We start from the raw sequence: 13,752 nt of genomic DNA, 5'->3' as shown, positions 1-13,752 counted from the left end.
GACACCTGTTCGTGTTGTTATGCAGCGAGTGTCAGGGTAGCTGACTGCTGTTCGTAGACGTTCGGTGCCTTTTGTTCGTTCGCCGAGTGCCGTCGCCGGGTGTTGTAGCGGGTGGTCCAGCGGAAGACCGTCAGGCGGCAGTCGTGGGCTCCGTCGAAGCGGCGGGCGCCACGGAGCGTCTCGCGTTTGAGGGCGGCGTTGAACGACTCGGCGAGTGCGTTGTCCGCGCTCGTACCGATCGCGCCCATGGACTGCCGCACTCCCAACTCTGTGCAGAAATGGGCGAATTCGCGGGACGTGTACTGGGCTCCGTGATCGCTGTGGAAGACGGCGCCGGCCAGGCTGCCGCGGGTCGCTTCGGCGGCCCGGAGTGCGTCGGTGACGAGCGAGGTGCGCATGTGGTCGGCGAGCGACCAGCCCACCAGGCGGCGTGAGAAGCAGTCGATCACCGTCGCCAGATACAGGAACTCGCCGTCGCCCACCGGCAGGTAGGTGATGTCCCCGACGTACTTGGTGTTCGGCGCACTCGCGGTGAAGTCACGCCCCAGCAGGTCCGGCACTCGGGTGGCGGACGGCTCGGGCACCGTGGTGACCTGCCGCTTGCGCAGCCGCAGCCCGGCGATGCCGAACTTCCGCATGACCCGTCCGACGCGCTTGTGGTTCACCGGCTCGCCTTCGTCTCGGAGCTCGGCGGTGATGCGGGGGCGGCCGTAGGTGCCGTCCCATTCGGTGTGCACGGCCCTGATCCGCATCGCGAGCGCGGTATCGGCCCGCTCACGCGCGGCACGGGCCTGGCGGCCCGCCCGCCACTTGTAGAAGCTGGAGCGGGCGACCTCCAGCACGTGACACAACCGCTTCACGCTCCAGGCGCGGTGGTGGTCCTCGATGAACTGGAAGCGGCTGGTCACCAGGTCATCTCTTGTGCGAAAAACTTCGTCGCCTTGCGGAGAATGTCCCGTTCGGTGGCGAGTTTCTGCATCTCCTTGCGGGCTGCCGCCAGCTCCCGGCGCAGGGCCTCGTTCTCGGCCTGAAGCTCCTCGGCCGTCGGCGGGGAATCCACCGTGCTCTTCTCCGTGCTCGTCGTGCTGCCCCCGCCGCGGCGGGCCCGTTCGGCCCGCACCCAGTTACGCAGCGTCTCGCGGCTGATCCCCAGATCTTTGCCGATGCCCTCGAAGGTGTGGCTCGGGTCCGACAGGTACAGCGCGACAGCGTCCGCCTTGAACTCGGGCGAGTAGACCTTCATCACCATAAAAGATGCCTCCTACCCGGCCCCTGGCGGGGCCGGGCTCAGAGGTGTCCACCACTCGGGGACAGGTCCCACCCTCGCCGAGACCATCGAGCAGTGGTGGGACGGCATCGAGACCTACCTGACCACCGGCATCACCAACGCCGCCTCCGAAGGCAACAACCGCCTCATCAAGCTCGAAGCGCGTAACGCCTTCGGCTTCCGCAACCGCGCCAACCAGCGCCTACGCTCACGCTGTGCGACCACCCGCCGGAGCCGACGGCAGGCGCACCCCCACTAAATTCGAAGACCCGTTATGGAAGGGCACAGACCTGATGCGCGCCCCCCACAACCGAGTGCTGCGCTTCCTTGTCGCCTCGCTCGTGCTATTGATGGCCGGGGAGCTCCTGAGCCTGCCCGAGATCAACGAGGCGATCGACAGAGCCACGGCAGTCGGCCTCGGCAAGGTGGCGTTCAACGGCCTCTACATGTCCGGCCTCTTCGCCCTCGCCCTGGTCTTCGTCTCCGCCATGCGCGGCACGGAGGCCGGATACCGTCGGCACCTGCGGATCAATACCAGCCTGCTCGCCGGTGTCCTGATTGTCTTGGCCCTCTCCATGATCGCCACACCAGCAGGGTTGCGCGGCCACTCCTTGAACACTCCGGACATGGCACATCCAGCCATCGCCTCGTTCTATCTGGTCGGCAACGCCTACTTCGTCTATGCCTATCTTGTCTCCGGCCTGTGGGCTCTGCTCTATGCGCGCAGGGCGTCCCGACATCTCGGGCTGGGCCTGCTGAGCATGGTCGACACGACCGCGATAGATCTCTTCCTCGGTCTGGGCCTGGGCAAGGAGTTCCACCACGCCCACGGCCGCACCGGGGACGGCAGAACCGTGCACGACAAGCGCCTGCCGAACACCGAGCCGAAGTTGTTGGAGCTGTTCAGCAAGCTGGTGGCGAAGTTCGGCACGGTTCTGGTGATCGTGGACCAGGTCGCCAACATCGGTGCGCTGCCGCTGACGGTGGCCCGCGCGGCGGGCTGCCGGGTGGCCTACCTGCCCGGGCTGTCGATGCGGCGGGCCGCCGACCTGTATCCCGGTGAGGCGAAGACCGACGCTCGCGATGCCTTCGTGATCGCCGAGACGGCCCGCACGATGCCGCACACCCTGCGCGCGATCGACCGGGACGACGAGACGCTGGCCGCACTGACCATGCTCACCGGCTACGACAACGACCTGGCCGGCGAGGTCAACCGCACCACCAACCGGCTGCGCGGCCTGCTCTCCCAGATCCACCCCTCCCTGGAGCGGGTCCTGGGCAAGCGCCTGGCCTACCCCTACGTCCAGGCCCTCCTTCAGCGGCACGGCTCTCCTGCGAAGATCAGGAAGCTGGGGCGGGCCCGGGTCGAGGCCCTGCTCAAGGCACACGGCTCGCGCAAGGCCCACCACCTCACCACCGAGATCTTCGAGGCGCTGGACGAGCAGACCCTCGTCGTCCCGGGCACCGAGACGTCCGCGCTGATCATCCCCGGTCTGGCCGCCCGGCTCGGCGCCGCCCACGCCCAGCGCGGGCAGGCCGAGCAGGAGATCGCCGCCCTGCTGGAGGCCCTCCCTCTTTTCCACCTCCTGACGTCGCTGCCCGGCCTGGGCGTCAGGACCACGGCGGCCGTGATCGTCGCGATCGGCGACGGCACCACCTTCCCGACCGCCGGGCATCTGGCGTCCTACGCCGGTCTGGCCCCGGCCACGAAGTCCTCGGGCACCTCGATCCGCGGCGAGCACGCGCCCCACCGCGGCTACCGGCTTCTCAAACGGGCCCTGTTCCAGGCCGCGTTCGCCGCGATCGGCTGCAAGAGCGACCCGTCCTCCCGGATCTACTACGACCGGCAACGCGCACACGGCAAGACCCACACCCAGGCGATCCTCCGCCTGGCCCGCCAGCGCGTGAACGTCATCCACGCGATGATCCGCACCGGCGCCCTCTACGAACCACGCGTCCCCGACGACGTCGACCTCGCCGCCTGACGGCTTCACCGCCCCTGCCCACCAGGCCCCATCACACCCACGCACCGGCACGACCACTGGTCCTGCCGGCCACCGGGCTGCCCATCAGCCACCCGATCCGCCGGGAACGCCCCGCTGCGCGGGACGTTCCCGAAAACCAGGATCAACCCCTACAAGCCGACCCCACCGGGGTTGACGAAACAGATAGGGCCCCGCCTCCAACTGAGCGACGGGCTCGTCCGCTGGGTCTAGGCGTGATCCCCGGCGGCGGTCGGGGCCGGAAGGCCGCGAGGCGCGCGTTGAGCGTACGGGATTCATGGCGCGTCTGTGTGCCCGTGCGGCTGAGCACTGGTGAGTAGCGGTGTGGGGTGAGGGCCCCTGGCCGGGCGCGGCAGGGGCCCTCGGCGCGCTTCCGCGGAGGACGGAATCATGCACGCGTCGACTGGGCAACGAAGCCACCACTGCTGAGATACGGGACGGATGCTGTCCGGGTACGTAGCCGTTCTGCTCCAGCAGCGTGTCGATCACCGACTATCGGTGCGTTGGTGCCGGTCGTTAGCCTGTCGGTATGTCAGAGCGTGTCATCCCGGGGTGCAGGGGCGGCCTGATCACTTTGGGCGTCGCGGATGCTCTGTGGGCTGGCTTGACGGCCGGCGGCGCTGTGCCGACGGTGTCTGCGGCGTTGACCTGTTCTCCTGCCGACGCCCGGGCGGGGTACGTCCTGCTCGGCGGCTGTGTGGTGGCGACAGCGCAGGCAAACGGTGGCTCATGGGGTGTTCCGGAAGTTGAGGTGCGCCGGGCGGCAGCGGAACTGAACGCGGTGGAGATGGACCGCCGGGATCTGGTCCGCATCGGTCCGTTCCGTGGCGCGCCGAAGCAGGAACACATGGAGGGGATGACGCTGGGGTGGCGGCGGTGCATCACCCGGGAACTGCAGGAGCCGGGTGCCCCCGAGCGGGCAGCACGAGGTGAAGGCGGCCGGCCGTACCATCTGGCGGGGATCGACTGGCGGCGGCTGCTCGTGGAACGAGCCCGTGACGATACGGCGCGGACATGGTGGCTGCCGCGCGCCGTGGTCAAGCTGCTGGACGCGGCCGAGCACGCCGAAGCGCAGTGGCTGCAGGCTGCGCGGACCCGCCAGGAAAGCGCAGCCGTCACCGAGCCGCCTTCCCGCCGGGGGCAGGCCCGACCCGCTGTTGGCGGTCGGCAGACAGCGGGCCCCGACGACCCGACCGTCCCACTGCGCCCCTACAACGGGGAACTGCAAGGCCACTTGTACTCCGCACTCAGCAGGAAACCGGGCATGTCCCGCAAGGTGGCCGGGTGGACGTGCGCCGTCTGCCGCACCGCACCCGCCGCCGTCCTCGACCACTGCCACGAGCACGGCTACGTCCGCGCCCCCGTCTGCCACTCCTGCAACACGCAGGAACGCCCCGACCACCTGTACGGCAACGACATCCGCGTGGCTGACCACTACACACGCCTCTTTGACACCCACACCGCCGACTGGCTCTGCCACTGGCACCGCTGCCCCGGCTGCCGCGCCCGCACCACTCTGCCGCTGCCGCATCTCGCCGCCTGGACCGCCCACACAGCCTGCCGATCACTGCGCCCGACCCACCGCGACCCCTGCGGCTCCCGCGCGCGCAAACCCTGCGGCGTGCTCCGCGTGTCCTGGACGGGCAGTCACAACGCGCCCCGTTCCTGCCTACTCACGGTCGCCGTCGACTTCTGCCCCTCCGGCGAGCACCGTGTCCTGGCAAGGGTCCCCTACCGCGAAGCCGCCGAGCGGTTCGGTACGTGGCTGGCCGAGACCGCTCCTGCCGTGGCCGCCGCGGCCGGACCCGACCGCCTGGACGGCCTCCCCACCCGGTCCCGGCCAGTCATCGCGGACACCAGCAGCGAGGGCCTGGCGCTGTTCTCAGTGGGAGGCCCGACAGCGTCTGACCACAGTTCGAGTCCTGCCGGTCCTGCTGGGAGCACTGCCTGACGCCGTCCGCGCGTTCACCATGCTGTTCTGGTGACGGCCGGCGGGCGGGCTCTTCTCGGTCTGCGTCCGCGTCGTCACTCGTGTTGCTCGGCGTTCAGGGTTCCCTGTCTTCTTTCTCGTTGGTCGTAGGTAGGTAGTTGGCGGCTCAGTCTGGGATGCGTGGGGGTGTCGGTGCCTGTGTCTCTTGGCCGGGGGGCTCTTTGCGGTCGGTGAGGGATCCGGCCGCTCCGCATTCTCTGCATGCCGCTGCGCGGGGCTGGTGGAGTGCGGTGAGGGCTTGTTCCCGGTCGAGCGTCTGGGTGCTGGGTGTGCAGCCGATGACGTGGATGAGGGTGGCGCCTGGGTGGCCGGGGCGGTGGGGCAGGTGCTGGACTGTCCAGGCTGGCTGGTCTTTGCGCGGCGGATTACTGCCTATCTCGGACGCACGGAGGGTGGGCACGTGTTCGTAGGAGATGCCCGGGACGGGGCGCGCGTGCGTGGGGCTCACCCAGGCTCGGTGCTCGACCGGTTCCACACCGCCATCAACGGCGTCCTGCCATATGAGGACTCCCACCTGGTACCGCCAGCCGTCTTTCGTCTGGCGCCGGGCATGAAGCCGCGCCCGGATCTCATGACCGCCCGGCAGCGTGACCATGATCGGCGCCGCACCGCGATTGTCCTCTCTTTGCTCCCCGGTCACCGCTCTACATTCCTGTCCTTCGCGACATTGTCTGCCGCCATCATGCCGAGTCCTGACCGGTCGTCGGGTGCTCATGATGTCCATACCTTGATCTCGGGCTGATCCCGGTCATTCGTAAGATCGGAACACCCACGGTGGGGAGCTGAAGTGGCCGCATGTGCCGCGCAGACGTCACCACGGCGGGTAGACGCCCGAGCAGGTAGCCGGCCGCGAGCGCGGCGGTGACGGCGACGCCCATCACGACCACCCGGCAGGACACCCGGTGCGGGACGCCATGCCCGACCCTCTGGTTACCGATGAAGGCGACCACTGCCTCCGGAGCGTTCTCGGTCACTTCACCCAGAGGGGTAGGGTCGGCCCGGGACGCGGTACTGGCCTTGCGACCAGCCCGTTTCCCCGGGCCGCCCTCCGCACCCGCCGTGCCCGTTCCCGAGCAACGGGCGCTCCACAAGCCCGGTTGGACGGTGTTTCTCAGCCGGTGCTGGGCCACGGAGTGGGGATCTTCGTTCCCCGGTAGAGGTAGCGGACGGTCTTCACCCTCGCGGGGTCGAACAGTCGCACCTCCTCCGTGACGGGCCACCAGCGTCCACCGCAGTAGCGGCGGCGCAGGTCCTTCCAGTTGCTCCGGCGGAACTTCCTTCGCAGCCACTTGATGACCCGCTGCCAGACGAAATGACGCAGGTATCGGAAGGTGGCGTGCGAGACGCCGAAGCGGAAGTAGGCGGTCCAGCCCCGCAGCACCCGGTTGAGGCGGTGCAGCAGGACCTCCAGCGGCAAATTGGTGTCCTGTCGGCACACGTCTCTCACCTTGTCCTTGACCGACGCGAGCTATCTCCTGACCGCGCGGATGCGCGTGCGACCACAACTCGAGGTTCCCCGAACGCAGTCGGCCCCGCTCATCCAGGATGAGCGGGCCGTCGGTGCTGTTGTCATGGCGTATGCCGTTGACGTGGTGCACCGTCTCCGTCGGCAACAGCGGGCGGCCGAGCGCCTCCTCAACAGCTACACGGTGCTCGAACACGCTGCGCCGCACGCCATCGACGGTCACTGACAAGACCCTGTAGCCGTTCTTGTTGGTGTGTCCGCTTCCTGCCGGGGCGAAGGACAACTTAGGGACCAGCTCTTGACCCTCGCGCCATTGCCGGTAGTGGGCCGAGCAGTACCCCTTAGCGCGAACCGGCGAGTCGCACTCCGGCCCATGGCACTTGTCGGGGCGAGGGGTCTTCTCCTGAAAGTCCAGGCCCCCAGGATCTCCCTTGTGCCGCATCCGGCTGTAGTGCAGATCGCAGTACCCGCGGGCAACGTGCGTTCTGCTGCAGCCGTCCAGGGTGCAAGTCTTCTTCGTCTGAGTACTGATGGGGGTTGCGAGCGCATCCTTCTCCCCACGGAAGAGTCGCACGTAGTGGGCCTGGCAGCACCCTTTGCGCTGAGCCGGACGGTCGCACCCCTCCGCCCGGCAGGTACCGGTCTGTGCCGTGTATTCACGCACCTTTGCATCGGGGGTGCCGTACTTCCTCGCCCTGGCGTAGTGCATCCCGCACCAGCCGCTCGCCTTGTACCTCTGCGGCTTCTCGCAGCCTTCTATGGAGCACTTAGGCTCTGCCATTGGTGACTCGCTCCCATCGAGTTCGCCAAAGAAAACGGCCCGGCAAGGTGCGGTAACACCTTGCCGGGCCGCCCATCTCGCAACCAAGATCGTATCAAGGCTGGCGAGATCCAAAGCGGGTTGAACCTAATGGAGTCGACTCGATCCATTTACCGATAACGAACCTTTCGGGTCGGGGAATCTCGAGCGCTACGCGCACGGAGACGGACTCGCGGTCGTGGAGCTGGGCGCCCATGCCGAACGAGCCGAGCATGAAGTCGGTGTCCGCCATGGTCGCTGAAGCGTCGATCGGCAGGATCAGCGTGAGCTCGGGCTCGTGGACGACGAAGTTCGCCGGAGCCGCCGATCGTCTGGCCCGCTGGTACTGGGACGGCGGCGCCCTCGTCGAGGACGGCTTCTTCGACATACAGGACCAGCAGATGAGGCACTCCGCGTACGACGAATCGCCCGCCTTCGAGGTCGGCTTCAGCTTCGGCGTCACCGAGGGGCCAGAACAGTGACCGCGTAGCCTTTCGAGCCTGGTGCGTTACTCCGGTACTGGGGCGGTCCAGGCTTCCTGGAGGATCCGGGCCATCAAGTCATCCTGCTCTTTTGCGAGTTGACCAGCGTCGCGTCTGGTTCGGGCTTTGCACAGCCACGGGCCGATCATGATGCGTTCTCCGTCGATCTCGATCCATTCCCGTGCGCCGGGCGGGCGGTTCCAGTGCTCGACGAAGAGCTGGAGGATCTGCGCGTTCTGCTCGAAGGAACGACGTCGCCGCTTCGCTGTGGGCGGGCTCGCCGGCCTGGCAGGGGTCAGGGGGTTTGCGGGGGTCAGCTGCAGGCGGGTGAGGAGAGCTTGCTGAGCGGGGGCGAGGCGGTCCCAGGTGGAGAGCTGGCGGTGCAGCCAGCTTCCCGCCTTCACCTCGTCGATCACTGTGTCGCGGTGCAGGGCAGCCGGGCTGTTGCCGGCCTCGATGTGGCGGCGCAGGAGGTGGTACTTGCGATGCCAGTCGGGGCCGTGCGGGAGGGTCCAGTCGGGGTCGAGGGCGGCGAGCTGGACGTGGCGGTCGGGGTCGAGGCGGTTGTCGCGGGCGAGGGTGCGCTGGATGCCGAGGAAGCGGCCGCCGGGCTGGTGGTCGGGGATGGCGAGGTGGCCATACTCGGTGTGGAAGGCGGTGACGGTGGTGAGGTTGCCCTGCCAGGCGGCTTCGTGGTCGTCCCAGATCATGGCGAGTGCGTCGAGTTCGGCGATCCAGTCCTCGGTGAGGATGCCTTGTCTGCGGGCGGTGCGCTGGCTGGTAATGAAGGCGCCGAGCCGGTAGCCGTAGGCGTCTTCGTAGTCGGTGGGCACGCGCAGGTGGCGGTGTTCGGCGTGGAAGCGGGTCGCGGCCGCCAGGCCTGCCCGGCGGGGGGCGGAAAGGGCGGCGGCGTCGGCGGGCCAGGCGATCAGGTCCATGGCACGGGCGATGCTGTCGGGGTCGAGGGTGAAGTCGAAGCGGAAGCGGCGGGCCAGGAGCGTGCGGGTGCCCTGTTCCAGGCGGCGTTTTGCGGTGGTGCGGGGGGCGCGGGCGGCGATGGTCTGGTCGTGGTGGCGCAGGGCTGCTGTGACGAGCCAGAGGGCTTCGTAGGGGGTGCCGAGGAGGTCGGTGGGGTCGGCGCCGTGAGGGATGTAGGCGGGGACGACGAGGCTGGCGGTCTTTGCGGTCTGGGTGGGGGGTTTGCGTAGGGCGCGGCCGAGGGCCTGGACGATGCGGCGGACGCTGGCGGTGCGGTCGGCGAAGACGACGGCGTCGACGGCCGGCAGGTCGACGCCCTCCCCCAGTACTTGGGCGTTGGTCAGCACGGCGCGGTCGGCGGTAGCGAAGTCGGTGAGGATGTCGTGGCGCTGGCCGGGACTGTGGGTGCCGTTGATCGACTGGACTACCAGGTCGCTAATCCAGGCGGGACGTTGGTCGTCGGTGAGGGTGCGCAGGGTGTGGGGGAACTGGCAGGCGAAGTCGGTGGCGTCGGCGACCTGCTGGAAGTACACGATCACGTGGTGGAGGTCGTGTTCGGTCATCGCTTTGAGGACTGCCAGGTGCAGGGCGGTGGTGCGGCGTGCGGTCGGGCCGAAGCCGGAGTAGGTGTCGGGGGTGGTGAGGACGGTGCGCAGGTGGGTGTCGGTGATCGTGGGGACGACCAGTTGGTAGTCGGCGAGGACTCCGTCGTCGATGGCATCGGCGTGGCTGTAGGTGTGCAGGCGGGGGCCGAAGGTCTTGGGGTCCGCCATGGAGGCGACGAGGGCGGGGGTGTCCCAGGCGGGGGCGGTGGCTGCGGTGCGTTTGGGCTGGGGGCGGGTGGTGGGTGCTTCGGTTAGGCGGGGTGGGTCCCATTCGTAGGGGGTGGCGGTCAGGTAGAGGCGGCGGTCGGCTCGGATGCGGGTGTGGTCGTGCAGGAGGGTCCAGTCCTTGTCCCAGCTTCCCGCGGTGCGGTGTGCCTCGTCGACGATCAGGAGGTCGAAGGTCGGCACGGGAGCACGGGTGTGCTGGGTCTGTTCGATTCTCGGGAGGGAGTCAAGCGTGACGAAGACGGTGGCGTGCTCGTGCCGGGCCAGCCACGTTGCCAGGAACTCTGGGTTGTTGGTGCTGTGGACGGCTGCTCCGGCCAGGACCGGGTGCTTGGCTGCGGCCAGGGATGAGACGGCCATCATCGGTTCTGGGCGTCCGTCGTTGCGGGCTGTGCTGGCCCACTGCGAGATGAGGTCCAGGCTCGGCACGGCGATCAGCAGGTGTCGGGCGTCGAGGGCTTCGGCGGTCCGCAGCGCGGTGAGCGTTTTGCCGGTGCCGCAGGCCGAGACCATATGTCCGCGGATGTGTTCGCGTGCCAGGTGACGTGCCGCGCTGTCGACCGCCCGCTGCTGGTCCGGGCGTAGTGAGAGCCTGGCGGGGCGGGTGCGGGAGGCGGTGACGGCGGAGATCTCGGCGATGGGCTCCTCAGAGGGCATTGAAACAAGATCCTCAGTGCGCGATGGAGCGGTGGCCGGCGGGATCCATCGTGTCGGGTGTCCTTCGCTGAGTGGTGTTGTGAGCGGAGCGGGCCGGGTCGGTGGGTGCGGGTTGTGTCCGTGCAACGTTAGGGGATGGCGTGGGGCTGGGCTGCGGTTAGGCGAACAGGGCTTCTACCAGGACTGCTTGGAGCCTTCCTTTTTTTAGGGCGGTCGTGATTTCGGCTGCGGAGGGGTCTCCGGTGAGGCCGGTGCACAGGACCGCGCAGGGCGGCTCGTTCTGGGTCATCTTCCACATCGCGTCGGACAGAACGGTGGCCGGGACGCGGAAGGTCTGCGTCTCTTCAAGGGTGGGGCCCTCGTAGTAGATGCCCCTGAAGGTGCGGTCCTGGGTAGCAAAGACGGCCTTCCAATTCTGGTGGGCCTCGGGGACGGTCTCTCCCTGCCAGGTCGGCCAGATGAAGCGGCTTGGATCGACGTCGGTCTCGGCCAGGTGGGTGGCGGGGCTTACCACGATCACGATCACGTCGGTGCCCAGAGTGACTTCGTTGATGAGTTCGGTCAGGCGGTTGACCTGTACCTGTGAGGTGGGGAGTGTGACGTGGGTGAGGCCGATGTTGAAGGCAGGCAGCCGGCCGGGCGAGTGGGGCGGTGTCGTCATGATGCCGTGCTCCTGGTTGAGGTCGTTCGGTTCTTTCGTGCTTTTGGGCTGCGGTACGTCTGGTGATGTCTGCCGGGCTCGGGTTCCGGGTCTGTTGGGCGGGTGCGGCGGGCGCTGCCGAGAGGATCTGGTGCAGCTGTTCGTTCGGGGGGCGGAGCGCAGGGGCGCGCCCGTGGTCTGCCGGTTGGTCGGCGGTTCAGGGTGTGCGGTGCCGGTGGCGTGAGATCCAGCGCATGTCGAGGGCTTCCAGGGCGTCCAGTTGTTCTCGTGAGAGGGCCTGCGGAAAACGCCGCTTCTCGGCGAGCCACCTTCCCAGGGCGAAGGCGTCTTCGCAGGTGTAGTTGTAGGGAACGTCCAGGTGTTGGTGGCGGCAGCGGTAGGCGTAGGCGGCCTTCAATCCTCGGGCGAAGGCCCGTTGGGAAGCGCCGCGCGGGCGGCGCAGCAGGAGGGCCAGGGGGTGCTCGATGGGGAGGTCGCCCATGAGGTGGCGCTGGTAGTCCTCGAGCCCGGCGAGGTTGTCGATCTGCTCGGCCAGCCATTGGGTCAGCACAGGGGCGGCGCCGGTGAGTTGGTGTGGGCCGGGGAAGATCAGGGTCTTGTCGCGTGCGGCGGCGTGGGCGCGGGCGTAGGTGCGTTTCCATTCGGCTCTGCCTTTGGTGTTCCACCAGGGGTAGATCTCGTTCAGGGCCCGCTGGTAGCAGTGGGGCAGGCGGCGGGTGTTGGCTTCCTTTCGGCTGTCGGCGAGCCAGCGGCCCAGGTGCAGGCCTTGGTGGTGTTCGCCCCACCGGGGGGCGAGGTGTCCGTGGCGGGTGACGTAGTCGCGGGCGATGAGGAGTTTGCGCTCGATGCTGTGCGGGGGGTGCTCCCAGATCATGCCGAGGGTGTCCAGTGCTGCGATGCGTTCGGGTAGGAGCAGGCCGTTCTTGCGCATGGAGCGCTGTGCGCCGATCCACCAGCCGAGGTAGAAGCGGCCGCCGTGGAGGTAGCGGCTGGGGACGTCGAGGTGGCCGTTTTGGAGGTAGAAGTCTGTGGCGACCTCGAAGGCGGCCTCCCATACGCGGTTGGGGGCCATGACATCGTTCAGGTCGAGAACGGGGATGATCTCGTCGGCGCGTTCCGGGCGCGGGGCGATCTGGGGGGTGGCGGTGGGGTCGCTCGGGTACCGGAAGTGGTCGACGAGGTGGAAGGTGTGCTCGTCGTAGACGTCGAGGTCGATGAGGACCCGGTAGATCAGGTGGAAGGCGGTTTTCTTGACGGCCTCCTCGAGGGTTTCGCCGGGTGCCATGTAGATGGGGATGACGATGGTGGAGATCTTGTTGTCGCCTGGGGTCTGGCGCAGTGCGCGTCCGATGGACTGGATGATGTCGATGCTGCTGGTCTTGGGGTGGGCGAAGAGCAGGGAGTCGATGGCGGGGATGTCGACGCCTTCGGCGCAGCAGCGGCAGTTGGTGAGGACGGCCCGGCGGGGCGGCTGCTGTGAGGCGGGGGTGTTGAGGGGCGCGGAGGCGAAGTCGGTGTAGTTCTTGTGGCGTTCGAAGGGGGTCTGCCTGGAGCTGACGGTGCCGACCTGCAGGGGGGCGTGGTAGGCCGGGGGCATCAGGGCCGCGGTCTCGTGGAGTGTTTCGGCGAAGACGTCCGCTGCGGCGATGCAGGGGTGGAAGGTCAGCGTGCGGCGCAGGTCGTAGCGGTGCTGCGCGACCAGCAGGGCCACTTGAGCGGCTGCGGCACGCAAGGCTTCGCCGGTCCAGGTGTTCGCGGGAAGCCGGTTCAGGAGGCCCCGCAGGTCTTCGTCTCTGATCACGACGCCGGCGATGCGGTAGTCGGCGAGGAGCCCCTCGTCGATCGCCTCTCTCAGGGAGATGCGGTAGACGACGGGCCCGTAGATGCTCACGTCGTCCATGGAGGCGATGACGGTGTCCGCATTGATGCCCTTTTCGCGAGCTTTCTTCTCGTCGAAAACACGGGGCGTCGCGGTCATGTAGAGACGGTGGCGGGCGGGCAGCTTGTCGTCGTGGTGGATGCGGGCCCAGGGCTTGTCGTAGTCACCGGCGGTGCGGTGAGCTTCGTCGGCGACCACGACGTCCCAGCGGGGCAGATGGAAGTCGCGGTGGGCTTCGACGACCTTGTCCAAGGAGTCGTAGGTGCAGAACACGTTGAGCGGCCCTGGGGTGTCGGCTGCCTGCCAGGCCAGGTCGTCGGCGGTGCCCACCATGGTGAGGACGTCGGCCAAGTACGGGTCTGCCGGGTGGCTTGAGGAACAGACACCGAGGTAGCGGCCGGGACGTCCTTCGCTGTGCCATTTCGCGGCGGTCTGCTCAAGGAGTCGCAGGGAGGGGACTGCCACCAGGGAGGCGCCTTCGGGTGCGGTTTCCTGGACGACGTGCAGGGCCACCAGGGTCTTTCCGGTGCCGGTGGCCATGTAGACGCTGACACGGCGGTAGCCCTCGATGAAGCTGCTCGCGGAGGTGTCGACGGCGATTTGCTGGCCTCCGCGCAGGCGGGTCTTCAGGCGCGAGGCGGTCGCGGGGGCGGGGACGGTCGTGTCCGGGCGGATGCGTGTCGTCGTGGCCATGGTCCTCCCCCGGGTGACGGTGTGCACAGGCACCTGGTTCACAGGGTG

Annotated in this window: 11 protein-coding genes and 1 pseudogene; 6 read left to right on the top strand and 6 right to left on the bottom strand. The window is 68.2% G+C overall.

Annotated elements, in window-relative coordinates; all coding sequences use genetic code 11:
- Nucleotides 1–17: 17 nt before the first annotated feature.
- A protein-coding gene (locus V1460_RS17795; protein ID WP_407077412.1) for an IS3 family transposase occupies nucleotides 18–1,249 on the bottom strand; the annotation gives its coding sequence in 2 pieces (ribosomal slippage) (nucleotides 18–923 and nucleotides 926–1,249; 1,230 coding nt in all).
- Between V1460_RS17795 and V1460_RS17790 the strand changes: the two genes are divergently transcribed.
- The 4 genes and pseudogenes from V1460_RS17790 (at nucleotide 1,242) to V1460_RS17775 (ending at nucleotide 5,221) form a co-directional block, all read left to right on the top strand.
- The gene (locus V1460_RS17790) at nucleotides 1,242–1,526 is read left to right on the top strand and encodes a transposase (RefSeq protein ID WP_338678083.1); all 285 of its coding nucleotides are present in this window, start codon (nucleotides 1,242–1,244) and stop codon (nucleotides 1,524–1,526) included. The genes V1460_RS17795 and V1460_RS17790 overlap by 8 nt on opposite strands.
- A pseudogene (locus V1460_RS17785) lies at nucleotides 1,483–2,019 on the top strand (MAB_1171c family putative transporter); the annotation flags it as partial. The gene V1460_RS17790 and the pseudogene V1460_RS17785, both read left to right, overlap by 44 nt.
- 9 nt (nucleotides 2,020–2,028) lie before the next feature.
- Entirely contained in the window at nucleotides 2,029–3,252 is a 1,224-nt protein-coding gene (locus V1460_RS17780) for an IS110 family transposase (RefSeq protein ID WP_338678079.1), read from the top strand.
- Between the two features lie 547 nt (nucleotides 3,253–3,799).
- On the top strand, nucleotides 3,800–5,221 hold the full coding sequence (locus tag V1460_RS17775) for an endonuclease domain-containing protein (protein WP_338674607.1): 1,422 nt from the start codon (nucleotides 3,800–3,802) through the stop codon (nucleotides 5,219–5,221).
- Nucleotides 5,222–5,366: 145 nt separating this feature from the next.
- On the opposite strand, the gene V1460_RS36405 is transcribed toward V1460_RS17775, so the two are convergent.
- Together V1460_RS36405 and V1460_RS17770 are read right to left on the bottom strand one after the other, a co-directional pair.
- The gene (locus tag V1460_RS36405; protein ID WP_407077623.1) at nucleotides 5,367–5,855 is read right to left on the bottom strand and encodes a DUF6233 domain-containing protein; all 489 of its coding nucleotides are present in this window, start codon (nucleotides 5,853–5,855) and stop codon (nucleotides 5,367–5,369) included.
- Between the two features lie 516 nt (nucleotides 5,856–6,371).
- Entirely contained in the window at nucleotides 6,372–6,698 is a 327-nt protein-coding gene (locus tag V1460_RS17770) for a group II intron maturase-specific domain-containing protein (protein ID WP_338674648.1), read from the bottom strand.
- A gap of 16 nt (nucleotides 6,699–6,714) precedes the next feature.
- Between V1460_RS17770 and V1460_RS17765 the strand changes: the two genes are divergently transcribed.
- Together V1460_RS17765 and V1460_RS17760 are read left to right on the top strand one after the other, a co-directional pair.
- Nucleotides 6,715–6,951, top strand: coding sequence for a hypothetical protein (locus tag V1460_RS17765; protein WP_338674647.1), 237 nt, complete (start codon nucleotides 6,715–6,717; stop codon nucleotides 6,949–6,951).
- A 788-nt stretch (nucleotides 6,952–7,739) separates the two neighbouring features.
- Nucleotides 7,740–8,006: a hypothetical protein gene (locus V1460_RS17760; RefSeq protein ID WP_338674646.1), complete on the top strand. Its 267-nt coding sequence runs from the start codon at nucleotides 7,740–7,742 to the stop codon at nucleotides 8,004–8,006.
- 26 nt (nucleotides 8,007–8,032) lie between these two features.
- Here the strand turns inward: V1460_RS17760 and V1460_RS17755 are convergent, their stop codons facing one another.
- The 3 genes from V1460_RS17755 to V1460_RS17745 form a co-directional block, all read right to left on the bottom strand.
- A complete protein-coding gene (locus V1460_RS17755) occupies nucleotides 8,033–10,471 on the bottom strand; it encodes a Helicase associated domain protein (protein WP_338674645.1) in 2,439 nt (812 codons plus the stop codon).
- Between the two features lie 157 nt (nucleotides 10,472–10,628).
- Complete coding sequence (locus V1460_RS17750; RefSeq protein WP_338674644.1) at nucleotides 10,629–11,132, bottom strand: hypothetical protein; 504 nt, start codon at nucleotides 11,130–11,132, stop codon at nucleotides 10,629–10,631.
- A 196-nt stretch (nucleotides 11,133–11,328) separates the two neighbouring features.
- A complete protein-coding gene (locus tag V1460_RS17745) occupies nucleotides 11,329–13,704 on the bottom strand; it encodes a Helicase associated domain protein (protein ID WP_338674643.1) in 2,376 nt (791 codons plus the stop codon).
- Nucleotides 13,705–13,752: the final 48 nt, after the last annotated feature.

Origin of the sequence: Streptomyces sp. SCSIO 30461, assembly GCF_037023745.1 — a bacterium.
Classification (GTDB): Bacteria; Actinomycetota; Actinomycetes; order Streptomycetales; family Streptomycetaceae; genus Streptomyces.
Note: the sequence above shows the minus strand (reverse complement) of the source record. Positions and strands in the feature narration are given on the sequence as shown.